The 16,644-nt window shown below is 58.8% G+C and carries 24 protein-coding genes; 2 read left to right on the plus strand and 22 right to left on the minus strand.

Annotated elements, in window-relative coordinates:
• Window positions 1-107: 107 nt before the first annotated feature.
• From MK6180000_RS09595 to MK6180000_RS09645, 11 genes are all read right to left on the minus strand, one after another.
• Window positions 108-1,718: an ABC transporter substrate-binding protein gene (locus MK6180000_RS09595; protein WP_138934528.1), complete on the minus strand. Its 1,611-nt coding sequence runs from the start codon at window positions 1,716-1,718 to the stop codon at window positions 108-110.
• Window positions 1,719-2,038: 320 nt separating this feature from the next.
• Window positions 2,039-3,355, minus strand: a complete 1,317-nt coding sequence (locus MK6180000_RS09600; protein WP_138934529.1) for a replication-associated recombination protein A — start codon at window positions 3,353-3,355, stop codon at window positions 2,039-2,041.
• Window positions 3,356-3,357: 2 nt separating this feature from the next.
• Window positions 3,358-4,737: a trypsin-like peptidase domain-containing protein gene (locus tag MK6180000_RS09605; RefSeq protein WP_138934530.1), complete on the minus strand. Its 1,380-nt coding sequence runs from the start codon at window positions 4,735-4,737 to the stop codon at window positions 3,358-3,360.
• A 143-nt stretch (window positions 4,738-4,880) separates the two neighbouring features.
• Window positions 4,881-5,306 (minus strand): 50S ribosomal protein L17, encoded by a 426-nt coding sequence (gene rplQ, locus MK6180000_RS09610; protein ID WP_138934531.1) that lies wholly within the window; start codon window positions 5,304-5,306, stop codon window positions 4,881-4,883.
• A 122-nt stretch (window positions 5,307-5,428) separates the two neighbouring features.
• A complete protein-coding gene (locus MK6180000_RS09615) occupies window positions 5,429-6,445 on the minus strand; it encodes a DNA-directed RNA polymerase subunit alpha (RefSeq protein ID WP_138934532.1) in 1,017 nt (338 codons plus the stop codon).
• Window positions 6,446-6,558: 113 nt separating this feature from the next.
• Window positions 6,559-6,948: a 30S ribosomal protein S11 gene (rpsK, locus tag MK6180000_RS09620; RefSeq protein WP_138934533.1), complete on the minus strand. Its 390-nt coding sequence runs from the start codon at window positions 6,946-6,948 to the stop codon at window positions 6,559-6,561.
• 15 nt (window positions 6,949-6,963) lie between these two features.
• Window positions 6,964-7,332 carry a 30S ribosomal protein S13 gene (gene rpsM / locus MK6180000_RS09625; protein ID WP_138934534.1) on the minus strand — a complete coding sequence of 123 codons (369 nt, stop codon included), beginning with the start codon at window positions 7,330-7,332 and terminating at the stop codon, window positions 6,964-6,966.
• A 240-nt stretch (window positions 7,333-7,572) separates the two neighbouring features.
• Window positions 7,573-8,220 carry an adenylate kinase gene (locus MK6180000_RS09630; RefSeq protein ID WP_138934535.1) on the minus strand — a complete coding sequence of 216 codons (648 nt, stop codon included), beginning with the start codon at window positions 8,218-8,220 and terminating at the stop codon, window positions 7,573-7,575.
• A complete protein-coding gene (gene secY, locus MK6180000_RS09635) occupies window positions 8,221-9,588 on the minus strand; it encodes a preprotein translocase subunit SecY (protein WP_138934536.1) in 1,368 nt (455 codons plus the stop codon). It abuts the gene before it with no gap.
• A gap of 113 nt (window positions 9,589-9,701) precedes the next feature.
• Complete coding sequence (rplO, locus tag MK6180000_RS09640; RefSeq protein WP_138934537.1) at window positions 9,702-10,175, minus strand: 50S ribosomal protein L15; 474 nt, start codon at window positions 10,173-10,175, stop codon at window positions 9,702-9,704.
• 156 nt (window positions 10,176-10,331) lie between these two features.
• Complete coding sequence (locus MK6180000_RS09645) at window positions 10,332-10,715, minus strand: ectoine synthase (protein WP_138934538.1); 384 nt, start codon at window positions 10,713-10,715, stop codon at window positions 10,332-10,334.
• A 97-nt stretch (window positions 10,716-10,812) separates the two neighbouring features.
• On the opposite strand from MK6180000_RS09645, the gene MK6180000_RS09650 reads away from it, so the two are divergent.
• On the plus strand, window positions 10,813-11,004 hold the full coding sequence (locus MK6180000_RS09650) for a hypothetical protein (RefSeq protein WP_138934539.1): 192 nt from the start codon (window positions 10,813-10,815) through the stop codon (window positions 11,002-11,004).
• A 61-nt stretch (window positions 11,005-11,065) separates the two neighbouring features.
• Here the strand turns inward: MK6180000_RS09650 and rpmD are convergent, their stop codons facing one another.
• The 11 genes from rpmD to rpmC form a co-directional block, all read right to left on the minus strand.
• Window positions 11,066-11,254 carry a 50S ribosomal protein L30 gene (gene rpmD, locus MK6180000_RS09655; RefSeq protein ID WP_138934540.1) on the minus strand — a complete coding sequence of 63 codons (189 nt, stop codon included), beginning with the start codon at window positions 11,252-11,254 and terminating at the stop codon, window positions 11,066-11,068.
• Between the two features lie 3 nt (window positions 11,255-11,257).
• Complete coding sequence (rpsE, locus tag MK6180000_RS09660) at window positions 11,258-11,845, minus strand: 30S ribosomal protein S5 (protein ID WP_138934541.1); 588 nt, start codon at window positions 11,843-11,845, stop codon at window positions 11,258-11,260.
• 112 nt (window positions 11,846-11,957) lie between these two features.
• Window positions 11,958-12,317: a 50S ribosomal protein L18 gene (gene rplR / locus MK6180000_RS09665; protein ID WP_138934542.1), complete on the minus strand. Its 360-nt coding sequence runs from the start codon at window positions 12,315-12,317 to the stop codon at window positions 11,958-11,960.
• A gap of 11 nt (window positions 12,318-12,328) precedes the next feature.
• Complete coding sequence (rplF, locus tag MK6180000_RS09670; protein ID WP_138934543.1) at window positions 12,329-12,862, minus strand: 50S ribosomal protein L6; 534 nt, start codon at window positions 12,860-12,862, stop codon at window positions 12,329-12,331.
• A gap of 12 nt (window positions 12,863-12,874) precedes the next feature.
• Window positions 12,875-13,267, minus strand: a complete 393-nt coding sequence (rpsH, locus tag MK6180000_RS09675) for a 30S ribosomal protein S8 (protein ID WP_138934544.1) — start codon at window positions 13,265-13,267, stop codon at window positions 12,875-12,877.
• Between the two features lie 12 nt (window positions 13,268-13,279).
• Window positions 13,280-13,585 (minus strand): 30S ribosomal protein S14, encoded by a 306-nt coding sequence (rpsN, locus tag MK6180000_RS09680; protein ID WP_138934545.1) that lies wholly within the window; start codon window positions 13,583-13,585, stop codon window positions 13,280-13,282.
• 19 nt (window positions 13,586-13,604) lie between these two features.
• Window positions 13,605-14,168: a 50S ribosomal protein L5 gene (gene rplE, locus MK6180000_RS09685; RefSeq protein ID WP_138934546.1), complete on the minus strand. Its 564-nt coding sequence runs from the start codon at window positions 14,166-14,168 to the stop codon at window positions 13,605-13,607.
• A complete protein-coding gene (rplX, locus tag MK6180000_RS09690; protein ID WP_138934547.1) occupies window positions 14,161-14,472 on the minus strand; it encodes a 50S ribosomal protein L24 in 312 nt (103 codons plus the stop codon). The genes rplE and rplX overlap by 8 nt, the downstream gene beginning before the upstream one ends.
• 1 nt (window position 14,473) lies before the next feature.
• Window positions 14,474-14,842: a 50S ribosomal protein L14 gene (rplN, locus tag MK6180000_RS09695; RefSeq protein WP_076532302.1), complete on the minus strand. Its 369-nt coding sequence runs from the start codon at window positions 14,840-14,842 to the stop codon at window positions 14,474-14,476.
• Window positions 14,843-14,918: 76 nt separating this feature from the next.
• The gene (rpsQ, locus tag MK6180000_RS09700; RefSeq protein WP_138934548.1) at window positions 14,919-15,149 is read right to left on the minus strand and encodes a 30S ribosomal protein S17; all 231 of its coding nucleotides are present in this window, start codon (window positions 15,147-15,149) and stop codon (window positions 14,919-14,921) included.
• Window positions 15,150-15,161: 12 nt separating this feature from the next.
• A complete protein-coding gene (rpmC, locus tag MK6180000_RS09705; protein ID WP_138934549.1) occupies window positions 15,162-15,365 on the minus strand; it encodes a 50S ribosomal protein L29 in 204 nt (67 codons plus the stop codon).
• A gap of 295 nt (window positions 15,366-15,660) precedes the next feature.
• On the opposite strand from rpmC, the gene MK6180000_RS09710 reads away from it, so the two are divergent.
• Window positions 15,661-16,281: a TIGR02466 family protein gene (locus tag MK6180000_RS09710; protein WP_138934550.1), complete on the plus strand. Its 621-nt coding sequence runs from the start codon at window positions 15,661-15,663 to the stop codon at window positions 16,279-16,281.
• The last annotated feature ends 363 nt before the right edge of the window (window positions 16,282-16,644 follow it).

The raw sequence follows: 16,644 nt of genomic DNA on the forward strand, positions 1-16,644 counted from the left end.
AAAGTTTGGCTTTTGTTGCGCGGCGCTGGGGGGAACGTCTGCCGCCCGGCACCACTTTGGGTCCGGCGCAGTGCCGGACCCAATCTTGCTCATCTCTTGGGTGCGTTTTATGCGGCGAACCACCAGCGGCTGGGGCCTCGCGCGCCGTCCAACTCCCAACTGGGAGCCAGGTCTTCGCCGACCTGCACATTGTTCCGCACGGCATAAACGAAGTTGTTGAAGAACGGGATGATCGTCCCGCCATCGTCCTTCGCCAATATAGCCATATCGCGATACATTTCGGAGCGCAGCTCATCGTCCAGCTCGGCCTTAGCCTTGACCAGCAGCTCGTTGAACTCCTCGTTCTGCCAGTGCGACTCGTTCCAAGCGGCATCTGACGCATAGGCTAGGCTATACATGACGTCTGGCGTGGGACGCGCGCCCCAGCTCACTGCTGTGAACGGCTTTTTCAGCCAAACATCCGAGTAGTAACCATCGTTCGCTTCACGGACGACATTCACGCTGATACCCGCGGCCTTGGCCTGCTCGGCATAGAGAACGCACATATCGACGGCTCCAGAAAACACCGAATCGGCAGTACTGAGGCTTACTTTCAGACCCTCGGCGCCTGCCTTTTTAAGCAGAGATTTGGCCTGATCGGGGTCATAGCTACGCTGATCAATGCCTTCGGGGTAATAGGGCATCGCCGGGCTGTGGTGGAAGTCATTGCCCATTGTAGCCTCGCCAAACGCGATCTTGCTGATGATCTCGTCGCGGTCCATCGACAGCTTAAGCGCGTTGCGCACATCAACGTCGTTGAATGGCGCAGTGTCGCAGAACATCGGCATCGTAATCGCGGCCGCAGAGGGGACCGACAGAATTTGGATGCTTGTGTCGCGTGCCAGTAGCGACTTCGTCTTGAGATCGACCAGCGACACCGCGTCTACATCGCCTGTCACCAGCGCGGTTTGGCGCGCGTTTGGATCGTTCAGGACCAGCATCACCAGATCGTCGAAATAAGCGCCTTCCAAATGCCAGCCCTCATGGCGTGACAGGCGGAATTGCACACCCCACTCGCCGCTGTCGATCTTGTAGGGGCCGGACCCGTCGCCCGACTGCCAGTCAATGGTGCCGTCCCCATTGCTGGGGCAAATCGCGAAGTGATAATCGGTCATCAGCCATGGCACGTCGGCGTTGCCGCCCGACAACTCCACTACGACGGTAAAATCGCCGTCCGCGCGGATATCGGTCACCGACGTCAGCAGCGTTTTGGCCGCCGACGATGAATTCTCGCCGCGGTGGAAGTTTAGCGAATCAACGACATCCTGCGCCGTTACAGCCTTGCCGCTATGAAAGCTGGCGTTCGGATTGATCTCGAACGTCCAGACAGAGGCGTCGTCATTAGGCTCCCAACCCGTGGCCAGATCGTTGCCGAGGCTGCCGTCCGGATTGATCAGCGTCAGATAGCTACGGTATTGGTGCGCCAGATAGATCTGCTGGCGGCTGACATACGTGCCGGGATCGTGCGTATCTGACGAGTTGCCGTCGTGGATACCAAAACGAAATGTGCCGCCCTTTTGCGGGGCCGCGTTCGCCTTGGTCGTCCAGAGACCAGTCGCGGCAGAGGCGGTAGCGCCCGCAGCAATCGAATAGTTCATGAACGAGCGGCGCGAGATGCTCCCGTCTTTGGCGGCAGCGCCCAGACGTGTCATCATTTCTGTGTTCGTTATCTTGGTCATGCGGAGACCTCCCGTAAACTTTGTTAAGTGAATTTCGTGCAATCAGGCGCCCTAATGGGCGCTGTCCAAACCTGCGACCCGCACAGAGTGAGAGGCCATGGAAAGGCGATCTGCAAAAATTTTGCTCGATTGCGACATTCGCGTATTAGAACATAGGTCATGCTGCGCGGCTACCCTACAATCCAAAAAACTCTTTATTTTCAATGTTGACATGGCCTACGAAGGTAAGAGACTCACCCATTAGTATCTCAATCTACGGCTAAACTACGCGTATGCGGTATCAAAATCTTGCGACTATGCCGTTTTAGTCTGGTCAGATTTCAATTCCGCTTTGCGCGCAGCTTGGCAAAATAATCCAACCGCTTCTTTAACTCACGCTCGAATCCGCGCTCGACCGGTTGGTAGAGGACGGGGCGTTTCATCGTCTCGGGAAAGTAGTTCTGGCCGGAAAATCCATCTTCTGCATCGTGATCATAGGCATAGCCCGCGCCATACCCCTCATCCTTCATCAGCTTGGTCGGAGCGTTCAGGATATGCTTGGGCGGCGGCTCGGAGCCGGTCTTTTTCGCCTCGCGCATGGCGGCCTTGAACGCCGAATAGCCCGCGTTCGATTTTGGTGCCAGCGCCAGATACGTCACGGCCTGCCCCAGCGCCAATTCGCCCTCTGGACTGCCCAGCCTCTCATACGTCTCCCACGCGTCCAGACAAACGCGGTGCGCATGCGTGTCGGCCAGCCCGATATCCTCGACCGCCATGCGTGTGATGCGCCGGGCCAGATATCGAGGGTCCTCGCCCCCGGTCAGCATCCGCGCCAGCCAATAAAGTGCGGCGTCAGGATCAGACCCACGCACGGATTTATGCAGGGCCGAGATCAGGTTGTAATGCTCATCGCCCGATTTGTCGTATTTCGCGGCGCGGCGCATCAACCGGGTGGACAGGCCATCAACACCCAGCTTCTTGCCCTCTACTTTCCAAGCGGCGATCTGCTCGATCAGGTTCAGCAGGGCGCGCCCGTCGCCATCCGCCATTTCCAGCAGCGCCTCGCGGGCGGGGCCGTCCAACGGCAAGGCGCGGTCCATCTCACGCTCGGCCCGCTGGGCAAGGCGCTCAAGGTCCGACAGCACCAACCGTGTCAGCACAAGCACTTGGCTGCGGCTTAGCAAAGCGGCGTTCAGCTCAAAACTGGGGTTTTCGGTGGTGGCGCCGACCAGAAGGATCGTGCCATCCTCCATGTAGGGTAGAAACCCATCCTGCTGAGCCTTGTTGAAGCGGTGTATTTCGTCGACAAACAGCAGCGTCCCCTGCCCGTTCTGGCGGCGGTGGCGCGCCTCCTGAAACACTTTCTTGAGGTCCGCCACGCCAGAGAAAATCGCGCTGATTTGGACGAAATGCAGGTCTGTTTCATCTGCCAGCAGCCGCGCGATCGTCGTCTTACCCACGCCGGGCGGCCCCCAGAAGATCAAGCTACCAAGGCTGCCCGCGGCCAGCATCACGCCCAATGGTGCCTCATCGCCCAGCACCTGTTCCTGCCCGATTACGTCGCCTAAGGATTTAGGTCGCAAGCGGTCGGCGAGCGGGCGATGGCCCTCTGCTTGGGTTTTGGGGGCAGGATCGCCGCTATCGAACAGATCGGCCATGGCTACAGCCTGAACCGCATGGTCAGCCGCCGCTGCCCGCGCTGAATATCCAAACTGAGGCGCCGGGTCGCTGCTTCCAGTGCCGCGCTGGCACCGGCGCTGTCGGTAACGACCGCGCCATCAATGCCCAGTAGGATATCGCCCGGACGCAGCCCGGCCCGCGCGCCAATGTCGCCCGGGTCCTCGACCAGCACGCCAGAGGCGGTGAGTGGCAGATCATATTCGGCCATCACGGCAGGATTAATCGTACTCAGCGTCACACCCGGCACGGCGGCGCGGGGACCAGTGACCTGCGTGTCGCGCGGCGGTACATCAGGCGCGCGCTGCATGGGCACGGTAATCTCGCGCGTCTCGCCATCCTGCAGCACCGTCACTAGCACGTCCGCCCCCAGACCTGCGATGCTCATGCGGTAGATCATCTCGGCGGGGCCATTCACCTCTTGGCTGTCGACTGCGAGGATGACGTCACCCGGCGCCAGTCCCGCTACGCCAAAGGGGCTGGCTGAGTGCATGTCCGACAAGATGATTCCGCCCGCTCGCGGCAGTCCTAGCCCCTCGGCCATGTCGTACGTCACTGGCTGGCCGCTGACGCCTGCCCAAGGGCGCTGGAACGCCGTCTCGCCCGCGCGGGCCTGCGCGACGAACTGCTCCACCAGCGTGGCAGGGATGGCAAAGCCAATGCCGTTTGAGCCGCCCGACCGGCTAAGGATAGACGTATTGATCCCAATCAACTGTCCTGCGGTATCGACCAGCGCCCCGCCTGAATTGCCGGGGTTGATTGGCGCATCGGTCTGGATGAAATAGCCCCTAGTATTACCCGTTGCAGCGCCGGACCGCGCGAGGCCCGATACGATGCCACTGCTTACGGTCTGCCCCACGCCAAAGGGGTTGCCCACGGCCAGCACCAATTCGCCTACCTCGACGGTATCACTGCTGCGCAGGGCCAGCGCGGGCAGGTTATTCGCATTCTCCAGCTTAAGGATTGCCAGATCGCTTTCCTCATCGGCGAGCAACACACTCGCGTCGTACTCGCGTCTGTCATTTAGCACGACGCGAATGTCGGTCGCCTGCCCTACAACGTGGTAATTCGATACAATGATGCCATCCCCGCCGAGGATCACGCCCGATCCAAGCGAGTTTTCCACGCGAGGGCGCTCTGCACCAAAATTCTGGAAAAGCTGGCCAAAGAACGGGTCATTCGCAAACGGACTGGTGCGCCCTTCTATCACACGGCGGGCGTAGATATTGACCACCGCTGGTGTCACCGCTTTTACCACAGGAACAAAGCCCATCTGAATTTCAGTGCGATCCTGCGGCACCTGCATATCGGCCAACGCGGGCGCGGCGAGCATGATCAGGGCGATGGCAACGGGTTTCAGCATCTGAGCCTCCGGGGGGAATCCACACCTTGGCGATATGCGCGCCCATGCGTGCAATTGCAAGTTTGCCGGCGCTCTGCCCTCAAACGCAAAAACCCCCGCCGGATGTGGCAGGGGTTTCAGCAAACAGCCCGTGCGGGCGGTCTTTATTCTTCTTCGATGTCCGCCATTTCGGCAGCGACGCGCTCTTTGTCGGCCTTGCCCTTGGCAGCGGGATCACGGTCAACAAATTCGATTATCGCCATCGGTGCCATGTCGCCATACCGAAAGCCAGCTTTCAGAACGCGGACGTAGCCACCTTGGCGGTCCTTATAGCGCGGACCCAGAATGTCGAACAATTTAGTGACATACTGGTCCTGCTTCAGCTGTGCCGCAGCCTGGCGGCGGGCGTGCAGATCGCCGCGCTTGCCCAGCGTGATCATCTTGTCGATGATGCGGCGCAGTTCTTTGGCTTTTGGCAGTGTTGTTTTAATTTGCTCATGTTCGATGAGCGAGCCGGCCATGTTCGCCCACAGCGCCTTGCGGTGCTCATGGGTGCGGTTCAGGCGGCGGTATCCTCTTGCGTGACGCATTGTCTAACTCCTAAACTTATTTTGCTTTGTCCGGCGGCGTGATGCGTGTCAGGCCACTCTCCTTGGGGGCCGAAACCCCGGTCGTATAAGCAGGCCGGGCGATAGGCCCGACCTGCAAATTCTTAAAAGGCGTCTTCGAACTTCTTCGCCAGATCCTCGATGTTGTCGGGCGGCCAGTCCTCGACGTCCATACCCAGATGCAAGCCCATTCCCGACAGCACTTCCTTGATCTCGTTCAAGGACTTGCGACCGAAGTTCGGCGTGCGAAGCATCTCTGCCTCGGTCTTCTGGATCAGATCGCCAATATAAACGATGTTGTCGTTCTTGAGGCAGTTTGCCGAACGTACCGACAGTTCCAGCTCGTCGACTTTCTTGAGCAGGAGCGGGTTGAATTCCAGCCCATCGTCGTCGTCCTGACGGCCAGCAGACTCAGGCTCATCAAAATTGACGAAGATGCTCAGCTGGTCCTGCAGAATACGCGCAGCATAAGCCACGGCATCATCGGGTGTGATCGAGCCGTCGGTTTCGATTTTCATCGTCAGCTTGTCATAGTCCAGCACCTGGCCCTCACGGGTGGGCTGCACGTCATAGCTGACACGGCGGATGGGGCTATAGATCGCGTCCACGGGGATCATGCCAATCGGCGCGTCCTCGGGCTTGTTCTTGTCTGCGGCGACGTAGCCTTTGCCGGTGCCGACAGTCAGCTCCATGAACAGGTCTGCACCATCGTCGAGGTGGCAGATCACATGCTCGCGGTTCAGAACCTCGATGCCTGCGCTGTCCGAGATGTCACCAGCAGTGACAACGCCGGGGCCTTTTGCGCTGATCGACAGACGCTTGGGGCCTTCGACTTCCATACGGATGGCGACGCCTTTGAGGTTCAGGATGATGTCGGTGACATCCTCGCGAACGCCCGCAACGCTTGAGAATTCGTGCAGCACGTTGTCGATTTGCACGGATGTGATCGCGGCACCTTGTAGCGACGACAGCAGCACACGCCGCAGCGCGTTGCCCAGCGTCAGACCGAAACCGCGCTCCAGCGGTTCGGCGATGACTGTGGCCTGACGCGTTGGGTCATTGCCCGGCTTAACGTCCAGCTGTGTTGGCTTAATCAATTCAGCCCAATTTTTGTGGATCATGTGTCCCTCCATACCAGTTCTGTCCGCATGTCCGACGGCCAGAACGCCCGAGGTTTAAAATGACGGAAAATGGGGCCGCGCGGACATGCGCAGCCCCACTTTACATAGCGGTCTTAGACGCGGCGGCGCTTAGGCGGACGGCAGCCGTTATGCGCCATCGGTGTCACGTCGCGAATGGACGTAATGTTAAAGCCAACGGCAGCCAAGGCGCGCAGCGCGCTTTCACGGCCCGAACCGGGGCCCTGCACTTCGACTTCGAGGGTGCGCATGCCGTGATCCTGAGCCTTCTTGCCTGCGTCTTCTGCAGCAAGCTGAGCAGCATAAGGCGTCGACTTGCGCGAGCCCTTAAAGCCGCAGCTGCCAGCCGAAGACCATGCAATCGCGTTGCCTTGAACGTCAGAGATCAGGATCTTGGTGTTGTTGAAGGACGAGTTTACATGCGCAACGCCGGTGGCGATGTTCTTGGAAACCTTCTTCTTCGTGCGTTTGGTATCGCGTGCCATATCAAATGCCCTCCCTTATTTCTTCTTGCCGGCAATGGCCTTTGCGGGGCCTTTGCGGGTGCGGGCATTGGTATGGGTGCGCTGGCCGCGAACCGGCAGGCCCCGGCGGTGGCGCAGGCCGCGATAGCAGCCCAGATCCATCAGACGCTTGATATTCATCTGCGTCTCGCGGCGCAGATCGCCCTCGACGGTCAGGTTGGCGTCGATATACTCACGCAGGGCAACCGCTTCGGTATCGCTCAACTCATTCACGCGGCGGGTGGCGTCGATGCCGACTGCCTCGCAAATGGTTTTCGCGGTCGAGTGACCGATTCCGGTAACGTAGGTGAGGGCGATGGGTACCCGTTTATGCGTCGGGATATTGACGCCGGCGATGCGTGCCACGTGCGTATTCCTTTTCGTTGCGGGTCCGTAATGCCGGGCCCTTTTTTCACAACGCAGGCCCGAGGCAAATAGCACCCGGACCGCAGCTGAATTCAGGTAATCGATTCGGTATGGGACTGGCCCATATGAATCAGGGTCCCTTACGGGATGGTGCTGGTTAGGGGGAATTACCGGGGGCGTCAAGGGCGGCAGCGAAACTTTGGCATGCCGCCGTCCCTAGTTGCCCGGCGGAGCCGCCAATCAGGCGTCTAGGACGCCCGCAATACTATCGCGCACATCCTCGATCGCACCCAGCCCGTTCACGCTGCTTAGCATGCCCTTGGCATAGTAATAACCGATCAGCGGAGACGTCTTTTTGTAGTATTCCATAAGACGGTTGCGCAGCGCCTGCTCGTTGTCATCCGCGCGGCGAATAAACTCGTGCGGCTCGCCGCAATTGGTGCAGACGCCATCCGCCGGAACAGGCTTGGTATTGTCATTATAGACCGCACCACAACCCGCACAGGTAGAGCGCGCGGTAATGCGGTCGACCAACGCATCGTCATCGACCTGCATTTCGATCACAGCATCCAGCCTCTCGCCGCAATCGGCCAGCAGCTGGCCTAACGCGTCGGCCTGCGGCAGCGTGCGCGGGAAGCCATCAAAGATGAATCCCCCGCCCTTGTCGCCTTCTAGCTTCTCGCGGATCAGGCCGATCACAATGTCGTCCGTCACCAGATCGCCGCGCGCCATGACTGCGGCCACGCGCTTGCCCATCTCGGTGCCAGAGGCCTTGGCCTCGCGCAGCATGTCGCCGGTGCTCAGCTGGATCATACCACGCTCATCAACCAGATGATGCGCCTGAGTGCCCTTGCCCGCGCCCGGCGGTCCGAGAAGAATGATGTTCATTTATTTCCGTCCTGTACCCTTGCGGCGGGCGCGACGCTTACCTTTGCCGCCCAGCTGCGATTTTTCGATCAAGCCCTCGTATTGATGCGCCAGGAGGTGAGATTGCACCTGCTGGATCGTATCCATCGTGACCGACACAACGATAAGAACCGATGTGCCGCCAAAATAAAAGGGTATCGCGAATTGTGCGCGCAGAATTTCGGGCAAAAGGCAGACCAAAGCGAGATAGCCAGAGCCGAGGACCAGCACACGGCTGACAACGTATTCCAGATATTCCGCCGTCCGCTTGCCCGGCCGGATGCCGGGGACAAAACCGTTCTGGTTCTTGAGGTTTTCGGCGACCTCATCAGGCTTGAACGACACGTTGTAGGTGTAGAAATAAGCAAAGAAAACGATCATGCCGGTAAAGAACAGCAGGTAAAGCGGCTGGCCGGGGCCAAAATACGCGAGGATAGTCGACATCACAGCGCCGGACCCCTGCCCGCCTGAAAACGCGGCGATCGTGGTAGGCAGCAGCAGCAATGACGAGGCAAAGATCGCGGGGATCACGCCCGCCGGGTTCACCTTGATCGGCAGGTGCGACGAGCCGCCGTCATAAACCTTCATCCCCACTTGGCGGCGCGGATACTGGATATGCACCTTGCGAAGCGACCGCTCCATGAACACCACGAAGGCGATGATGGCGATGACCATGACGATAACGCCGATGATGACCGCAGGGCTGATTGCCCCCGACCGCCCGCTGGCAAAGAACTGCGCCAGAGCCGCGGGAACCTCGGCAATGATTCCAACAAAGATGATGAGCGAGATACCGTTGCCGATGCCGCGCGCGGTAATCTGCTCGCCCAGCCACATCAGGAACATTGTGCCACCGATCAGCGTGATCATGCACGAAACGATAAAGAAACCACCGGGATTAGTAACCAGATCGCCCGATTGCAGACTAACGGCAAGGCCGTAGGATTGCAGCGTCGCCAGAAACACAGTGCCATAGCGCGTATATTGGTTGATCTTTTTCCGGCCGGACTCGCCTTCTTTCTTCAACTGTTCCAACGCAGGAACCATGGCGGTGAGCAGCTGGATGATAATCGAGGCGCTAATGTAGGGCATAATGCCAAGGGCAAAGACGCCCATCCGCCCCAGTGCGCCACCGGTAAACATGCTGAGCATGCCGCCGATACTGGCGCCTGCATTTGACATGAACTCGCGCAGCTCAACTCCGTCGATGCCGGGGACCGGGATCCATGTGCCGAGGCGGTACACCACCAGCAGCATCAGCGTAAAGACGATGCGCTTGCGAAGATCTGTGGCCTTGCCGAGCGCTGCCCAGCTGGTGTTGGACGCCATTTGTTCTGCTGCAGATACCATTCGGCTCACTTTCGGAATGACAAACGCCGCCGACTGCTGTTTTCCAGCGGCCCAGCGGCGCAGTTTTGAAAACTAGGAAGTATGTAAGCGGCGAGGTAGCCGCTCACAACCTTTTATTCGGCCGCCTGCGCACTTGTGACCTTGAGCGAGCCACCCGCCTTCTCGACTGCCTCGACGGCAGACTTTGACGCGCCTGTGACTTCCAGCGTGATTTTGCCGGTGATGTCGCCCTTGCTCAGAACGCGAACACCGTCCAGCTTGCGGCGCACCAGACCCGATGCGACCAGCGCATCTTCGGTGATCGCAACCTTGCCGTCCAGCTTGCCAGCGTCGATGAATTTCTGGATCAGGCCCAGATTGACGACTGCGTATTCCTTGCGGTTCGGCTTGGTAAAGCCGCGCTTGGGCAGACGCTGATAGAGCGGCATCTGGCCGCCCTCAAAGCCTTTGATTGCCACACCCGAACGGGATTTCTGACCTTTGATACCACGGCCAGCGGTCTTGCCCATGCCCGAACCCGGGCCACGGCCAACGCGCTTGCGCCGTTTTGTTGCGCCATCATTATCGCGCAGTTCATGCAGTTTCATGTCGCTTCTCCTTATGCCGGATGCGACCCCCAGCGACGGGAGCGGCCGAACGCGGCTTGCGTGGGTTTTCGAGTCGGCACAAGTGCTGACATGGGGGCGTATAGCGGGCGGGGTTCAGCGTTGCAAGGGCGGCATTTATGGAGGGGCGCCGGGCGCTTAACCCGGTGCGCTGTAACTGCCATCCTTGTCATGTGTCTCTGCCCCCGTGAGCGCGGGGGTAAACACGCAAAGGAGGCGCAGATCAGTCCGGGCCCGAATAACATGCGCGTCATGGCGGTCCAGCACATACATCGTTCCAGGTCGCAGCGGCCAAGTTTTGCCTGTGGCAATCTCCTCGACCTCGCCGTCACCTTCGATGCAATAATTCGCCTCTACATGGTTTTTGTACTCTAACCGCTGCGTACTGCCCGCCTTTACCAGCGTGTCATGGAATGAGTATCCCAGCCCGTCGCGGGCGAGCAGGATCCGGCGGCTTTCAAAACCATCACCGACGACGTGATCAGCCGTCGTCAGCGTCTCTTCAAGCGTTTTTACAATCATGGCTCCAATCCCTCTTTGGCTAAGCGGCTTGGATGAAGCTTGACTGCGTTAACCTTCGTTAACAAGGTGGCGTGATATAACAATCAGGCGAATATTCATGATTAAGAAATTTACTCTCGTTTGCACGCTCGTCGGAGCGTCGACCGTACCGCTGTCCGCAGGCTCCAATGGAATTGCGCTGATAGATGGATTGCGCGATCAAGTCACAGCCCATAGCGGCGGATGCCGCAAGAACTCGCCCCCCGGAAAATGCTGCCACGCCGGGTCCAAGCCGCTGCACTGCCACTGAAACGCAAGACGCCCCGGCCATTGCTGGCCGGGGCGCTTCTATCTCAAGACCAAGGTTGCCCTCAGCCCTTCTCTTCCAAGATCTCTACCATATGCGAGATCTTGTTGATCATACCGCGGACACTAGGCGTGTCCTCCAGTTCGCGCACGCGGTGCATTTTGTTCAGGCCGAGGCCGACCAGCGTCGCGCGTTGCTCTGCGGGGCGGCGGATGGGGCTACCCACCTGCTTGATGACGATTGTTTTGGCCATGTTTTAACCCTCCTGCGCGACGGGCGCTTGTTCGCCCTTCATCTTGGGCGCGTGTTCAGTCGTCATGATATCGGCGACCTTCTTGCCACGGCGCTGCGCGACCATGCGTGGGCTCGACTCTTTGGTCAGGCCGTTCATGGTTGCACGGATCATGTTGTAGGGGTTCTGGCTGCCGTTCGACTTGGCGACAACGTCCTGAATACCCAGCATCTCGAACACGGCGCGCATCGGGCCACCGGCGATGATGCCAGTACCCTGTGGGGCAGTCCGCATAACGATTTTGCCGGCGCCATGGCGACCTTCCATGTCGTGGTGCAGGGTGCGGCCCTCGCGCAGCGGTACGCGGATCATGCCACGTTTTGCAGCTTCGGTGGCTTTGCGGATGGCCTCAGGGACCTCCTTGGCCTTACCTTTGCCAAAGCCGACGCGGCCTTTTTGGTCGCCTACAACGACCAGTGCGGCAAAGCCGAAGCGCTTGCCGCCCTTGACGGTCTTGGAAACGCGGTTGATCGCGACCAGGCGATCGGCGAATTCGGGTGTCTCGTCGCGCTGATTGCGGCGGCCTCCCCCACGGTTGTCATCTCTTGCCATGCGGCATGTCCTTTCAAGTGCGGCGCGCTCGCGCCAAATGTATCAATCCAAGTGAGCAAGCCGCCCCCGGATCATCGAGACGGCCCCGGATCAGGGGCCGCCTACGCTGTCTTTAGATCTTCAGACCGCCTTCGCGGGCGGCGTCGGCCAAGGCCTTAACCTTGCCGTGGTACAGAAATCCGCCACGGTCGAAATAAGCGGTTTCGATGCCGGCTTTCTTGGCGCGCTCGGCAATGGTGGCGCCCACTTTGGTGGCCGCTTCCATGTTGCACTTGCCGACCATGCCCAGATCCTTTTCCAAGGTCGAGGCCGATGCCAGCGTCACGCCATTTACATCGTCGATCAGCTGAACGCTGATATTCTTGTTGCTGCGATGAACGCTGAGGCGCATGCGCCCTACATTCACTTTGCGAAGTTTGTTCCGAACGCGCAGGCGGCGTTTCTGAAACAGTTGTCTTTTGCTGTTTGCCATCTACCCGTTCCTTACTTCTTCTTGCCTTCTTTCTGGAAGACGTACTCATCTTTGTAGCGAATACCTTTGCCCTTGTAGGGCTCTGGTGGACGCCAGTCGCGAATATTCGCTGCGACCTGACCGACGAGCTGCTTGTCCGTACCCTCAACCGTAATCTCAGTGGGCTTGGGAACAGTAACAGTCACACCTTCCGGAACTTGAAAATCGACGTCATGCGACAGGCCGAGGTTCAGTTTCAGGGTAGTGCCCTGAAGCTGTGCCCGGTAACCAACGCCGCGAATTTCAAGCTCTTTCTTGAACGTTGCATTGGTGCCGTGAACGACGTTGGCGACAACAGTGCGGGTCATACCCCACTGCTGGCGCGCGCGCTTGGACTTGCCACGCGGAGTGATCGTGATCTTGCCATCGTCGATGGTCAGCGTCACGTCATCCGTCGCGGTAAAGCTCTTGGTTGCCTTGGGGCCTTTGACTTCAAGCGTCTGGCCGCTGAGCGACGCAGTGACACCATCAGGCAGGGACACAGGGATTTTACCGATACGAGACATTATATGGCCTCCTTAGAATACGGTGCAGAGCACTTCGCCGCCAACATTCTGGCTGCGCGCGCTTGCATCCGACATCACACCCTTGGGGGTGGAGACAATCGACACGCCCAAGCCCTGACGGACCGACGGGATGTCCTTGACGCCCAGGTAGACGCGACGACCGGGCTTGGAAACCCGCTTCATTTCGCGAATGACAGGGGTGCCATCGAAGTATTTCAGGCTGATCTCGATAGCCGGGTGGCCATCCTTGCCAGTCGCAGCTTCAAAGCCGCGAATGTACCCTTCGTCTGCCAAAACACCGAGCACACGCTCGCGCATTTTAGAGGCTGGGGTGATCACTGTGGATTTGCCGCGCATGGATGCGTTGCGGATCCGTGTGAGCATATCGCCGATAGGATCATTCATATCAAATCTCCCTTACCAGCTGGATTTCACGAGGCCAGGTGCCAGGCCGGCTTGGCCCAGTTCCCGCAGCGCGATACGCGACACTTTGAGCTTGCGATAATACGCATGCGGACGGCCCGTCAGTTGGCAGCGGTTGTGCAGACGTGTTGCACTGCTATTGCGGGGCAGATCCGCCAGCTTCAAAGTTGCGCGGAAGCGCTCCTCCATCGGCTTGCTCTCGTCTTGGATGATCTCCTTGAGCGCGGCACGCTTTGCCGCAAACTTGTCGACCAACTTCTGGCGCTTCTTCTCGCGCTCGATCATTGCTTTCTTAGCCATAACTCTCTCTCCCGCTGCTTCAGCTGTTGAAGGGCATGTTGAAATGCTTCAACAGCGCCTTGGCTTCAGCGTCGGTCTTCGCCGTGGTTGCGATGATTACGTCCATGCCCCAAGCCTCGTCGATTTTGTCGTACTCGATCTCGGGGAAAACGATGTGTTCCTTGATGCCGAACGCATAGTTGCCGTTGCCATCAAAGGATTTGCCCGAAACGCCGCGAAAGTCGCGGATCCGGGGCATCGCGACCGTGACTAGACGGTCGAGGAAGTCATACATGCGGGCACCGCGCAGGGTGACCTTGGTCCCCAGCGGCATGTCCTCGCGAACGCGGAAACCGGCGATGGAAACCTTGGCTTTGGTTACGACGGCCTTCTGACCAGCAATCGTTGTCAGGTCATCCTGAGCCGACTTGGCCTTCTTGCTGTCGCGGACGGCCTCGGCACCGCAGCCGATGTTCAGGACAATCTTGTCCAGACGCGGGATCTGCATGTCGTTGGTATAGCCGAACTCTTCTTTCAGCTTTGCCTTGATCTCGCTGTCGAACTGCGTGCGCAGACGCGGGGTATAGTCAACTGTATCAAGCATCGATCACATCCCCCGTGGTTTTGGCGATACGCACTTTCTTGCCGTCCTTAACGTCAAACCCGACGCGGGTCGGCTTGCCCTTGGCATCCAGCAGCGCAATGTTGCTGAGGTCGATGGGCATCGCTTTGGGCAGGCGTCCGCCCTGTGCGGTCTGGCTCTGGCGTGTGTGGCGGATCGCCATGTTCACGCCATCGACGACGGCCTTTCCGGCCTTGGGATCAACGGAGGCGATCGTGCCCTCTTTGCCCTTATCCTTGCCAGCGAGCATGACGACTTTGTCGCCCTTTTTCAGTTTGGCAGCCATATCACAGCACCTCCGGGGCGAGCGAGATGATTTTCATGAACTTCTTGGCGCGCAATTCGCGGACCACCGGGCCAAAGATCCGCGTACCGACCGGCTCACCTGCGTTGTTCAGGATCACGGCGGCGTTGCGGTCAAAGCGGATGGCGGTGCCGTCTTCGCGGCGCACTTCCTTGGCCGTGCGAACGACGACAGCCTTACGGACGTCACCTTTCTTCACGCGGCCGCGTGGGATGGCTTCCTTGACCGAGACGACAATGATGTCGCCGACGGATGCGTATCTACGCTTGGAACCACCCAGAACCTTAATGCACTGAACACGGCGAGCGCCGCTATTGTCAGCAACATCCAGGTTTGTCTGCATCTGGATCATTTGATTACTCCCGACCTACCGGGGGGCGATGCGGCCCTTGCCCCGGGGTTTCGATTGAACTGGATGCTCTGCAGGCTTACGCCGGCAGAACCTCCCAGCGTTTCGTCTTGGAACGTGGCGGGCATTCGATGATGCGCACCTTGTCACCCACCTTGAACGTATTGTTCTCGTCGTGGGCGCGATATTTCTTGGACTTCCGAATCGTCTTTTGCAGAACCGGATGCTTGAAGCGGCGTTCGACCGAAACCGAGATGGTCTGCGCGTTGGCGTCGCTGGTCACGGTGCCGGAGAGGATACGTTTGGGCATCTTGCAGGCTCCTTATTCTGCTGCCGCAGCTGCGGCTTTCTCGTTGAGAATGGTCAGCACGCGGGCGGCGCTGCGACGTGCAACGCGCATCTGCGATGCGTTTTCCAACTGGCCAGTGGCGGCCTGAAAGCGCAGGTTAAACTGTGCCTTTTTCAGGTTCGCCAGCTCTTCGCGCAGCTGGTCGGGTGTCTTTTCACGTAGTTCCTTGGCGTCCATCGCCGTATTCCTTTCAACATCACTGGAGGGCCCGCATGTATCAAATGGTCCGATACATTAGGTCACCCTGATTCCGGTGGAGATCCTTGTGATCTGGCGCGTATAGGGCTGTTGGCTCATGGGCGCAACCCCTTAGGTCAGCGGCGCCGGTCGCTGGGCTAAAGGTCCGGGATCACGGACGCGCCCGAGAAGCGTGCCTACATACATCACCCCGGACCGCATCGACCTGATGCAGGCCTGACGCGGGCTTCGATCCTCTCTCGCCACGCGCGGCGCGCTACGCTATGACGCGGCCATGTCAAATATATCCTCGCTCTTTGTCACCCGCCTTTACCGCGCGCATCTGCGTGAGCTGGGCAAACCCCTTGACCCATCCGAGCTGGAGGCCTCCTGCTGGTCCATCGCCGAAGACGACGAGGCCGGCCAGACATGGTGCGAGGAAAACAGCTATGCCGGTTACACCAGCTATGCATCACTCGACGACCTGCCCTACCGCTTCCCAATCTTTCGCGATCTGGTGAAGGTTTTGGACAAGCATGTCGCAGCGTTTGCTGATGACCTACAGTTCGATCTGGGTGGCAAGAAGCTGAAACTGGACAGCCTCTGGATCAATATCCTGCCCGAAGGCGGCACGCACTCATCGCATATCCATCCACATTCGGTAGTATCCGGTACGACCTACGTCACCATGCCCGAAGGCACCAGCGCGATTAAATTCGAAGACCCTCGCTTGCCCATGATGATGGCGGCACCCGCAAGGGTGAAGGACGCGCGGGACGAGTTGCGAACGTTCTCCTATGTCACGCCCGAGGCCGGCGAAGTGCTGCTGTGGGAGTCGTGGCTGCGGCACGAGGTGCCGATGAACATGTCAGAAGACGACCGGATAAGCGTTAGCTTTAATTACGGGTGGGGGTGAGTGCCCTCCACATTTAGAGCAATTTCAGCGAAGTCAGATAAGCTACGATCTCATCAGGGCTCTTAATGGAAGTCATATCGAGTTCTGATAACTTCACAGAATGTGTCTGAAAGTCCTTTCTATTCTGTGCTACAAAAATGTCCCGCTTGGCGTGGACATGCGAATAAGCATAAATCACGTATCATCACGAATTACGCCACTTCGAGGATTCTTTTGCTTGAATCGCGCCTTCGCCCACAGCCTGCGTTGGCTAAAGTTATTCTCATTGAATCCTCTCAAAAATAAAGCCCCCGCTGATTTCTCAGCGGGGGCTTTTCTCAATCTCTAGCGTTGGTCCAGCTCGCACATTGCTGTGCAATCGGC

Source organism: Roseovarius arcticus, from assembly GCF_006125015.1.
In the GTDB taxonomy this organism is placed as follows: domain Bacteria; phylum Pseudomonadota; class Alphaproteobacteria; order Rhodobacterales; family Rhodobacteraceae; genus Roseovarius; species Roseovarius arcticus.

Excerpts from the sequence above, each read along its gene's own strand:
- MK6180000_RS09595 (WP_138934528.1), bottom strand. The coding sequence starts at position 1,718 with ATGACCAAGATAACGAACACAGAAATGATGACACGTCTGGGCGCTGCC.
- MK6180000_RS09600 (WP_138934529.1), bottom strand. The coding sequence starts at position 3,355 with ATGGCCGATCTGTTCGATAGCGGCGATCCTGCCCCCAAAACCCAAGCA.
- MK6180000_RS09605 (WP_138934530.1), bottom strand. The coding sequence starts at position 4,737 with ATGCTGAAACCCGTTGCCATCGCCCTGATCATGCTCGCCGCGCCCGCG.
- rplQ (WP_138934531.1), bottom strand. The coding sequence starts at position 5,306 with ATGCGTCACGCAAGAGGATACCGCCGCCTGAACCGCACCCATGAGCAC.
- MK6180000_RS09615 (WP_138934532.1), bottom strand. The coding sequence starts at position 6,445 with ATGATCCACAAAAATTGGGCTGAATTGATTAAGCCAACACAGCTGGAC.
- rpsK (WP_138934533.1), bottom strand. The coding sequence starts at position 6,948 with ATGGCACGCGATACCAAACGCACGAAGAAGAAGGTTTCCAAGAACATC.
- MK6180000_RS09630 (WP_138934535.1), bottom strand. The coding sequence starts at position 8,220 with ATGAACATCATTCTTCTCGGACCGCCGGGCGCGGGCAAGGGCACTCAG.
- secY (WP_138934536.1), bottom strand. The coding sequence starts at position 9,588 with ATGGTATCTGCAGCAGAACAAATGGCGTCCAACACCAGCTGGGCAGCG.
- rplO (WP_138934537.1), bottom strand. The coding sequence starts at position 10,175 with ATGAAACTGCATGAACTGCGCGATAATGATGGCGCAACAAAACGGCGC.
- MK6180000_RS09645 (WP_138934538.1), bottom strand. The coding sequence starts at position 10,715 with ATGATTGTAAAAACGCTTGAAGAGACGCTGACGACGGCTGATCACGTC.
- MK6180000_RS09650 (WP_138934539.1), top strand. The coding sequence starts at position 10,813 with ATGATTAAGAAATTTACTCTCGTTTGCACGCTCGTCGGAGCGTCGACC.
- rpmD (WP_138934540.1), bottom strand. The coding sequence starts at position 11,254 with ATGGCCAAAACAATCGTCATCAAGCAGGTGGGTAGCCCCATCCGCCGC.
- rpsE (WP_138934541.1), bottom strand. The coding sequence starts at position 11,845 with ATGGCAAGAGATGACAACCGTGGGGGAGGCCGCCGCAATCAGCGCGAC.
- rplR (WP_138934542.1), bottom strand. The coding sequence starts at position 12,317 with ATGGCAAACAGCAAAAGACAACTGTTTCAGAAACGCCGCCTGCGCGTT.
- rplF (WP_138934543.1), bottom strand. The coding sequence starts at position 12,862 with ATGTCTCGTATCGGTAAAATCCCTGTGTCCCTGCCTGATGGTGTCACT.
- rpsH (WP_138934544.1), bottom strand. The coding sequence starts at position 13,267 with ATGAATGATCCTATCGGCGATATGCTCACACGGATCCGCAACGCATCC.
- rpsN (WP_138934545.1), bottom strand. The coding sequence starts at position 13,585 with ATGGCTAAGAAAGCAATGATCGAGCGCGAGAAGAAGCGCCAGAAGTTG.
- rplE (WP_138934546.1), bottom strand. The coding sequence starts at position 14,168 with ATGCTTGATACAGTTGACTATACCCCGCGTCTGCGCACGCAGTTCGAC.
- rplX (WP_138934547.1), bottom strand. The coding sequence starts at position 14,472 with ATGGCTGCCAAACTGAAAAAGGGCGACAAAGTCGTCATGCTCGCTGGC.
- rplN (WP_076532302.1), bottom strand. The coding sequence starts at position 14,842 with ATGATCCAGATGCAGACAAACCTGGATGTTGCTGACAATAGCGGCGCT.
- rpsQ (WP_138934548.1), bottom strand. The coding sequence starts at position 15,149 with ATGCCCAAACGTATCCTCTCCGGCACCGTGACCAGCGACGCCAACGCG.
- rpmC (WP_138934549.1), bottom strand. The coding sequence starts at position 15,365 with ATGGACGCCAAGGAACTACGTGAAAAGACACCCGACCAGCTGCGCGAA.
- MK6180000_RS09710 (WP_138934550.1), top strand. The coding sequence starts at position 15,661 with ATGTCAAATATATCCTCGCTCTTTGTCACCCGCCTTTACCGCGCGCAT.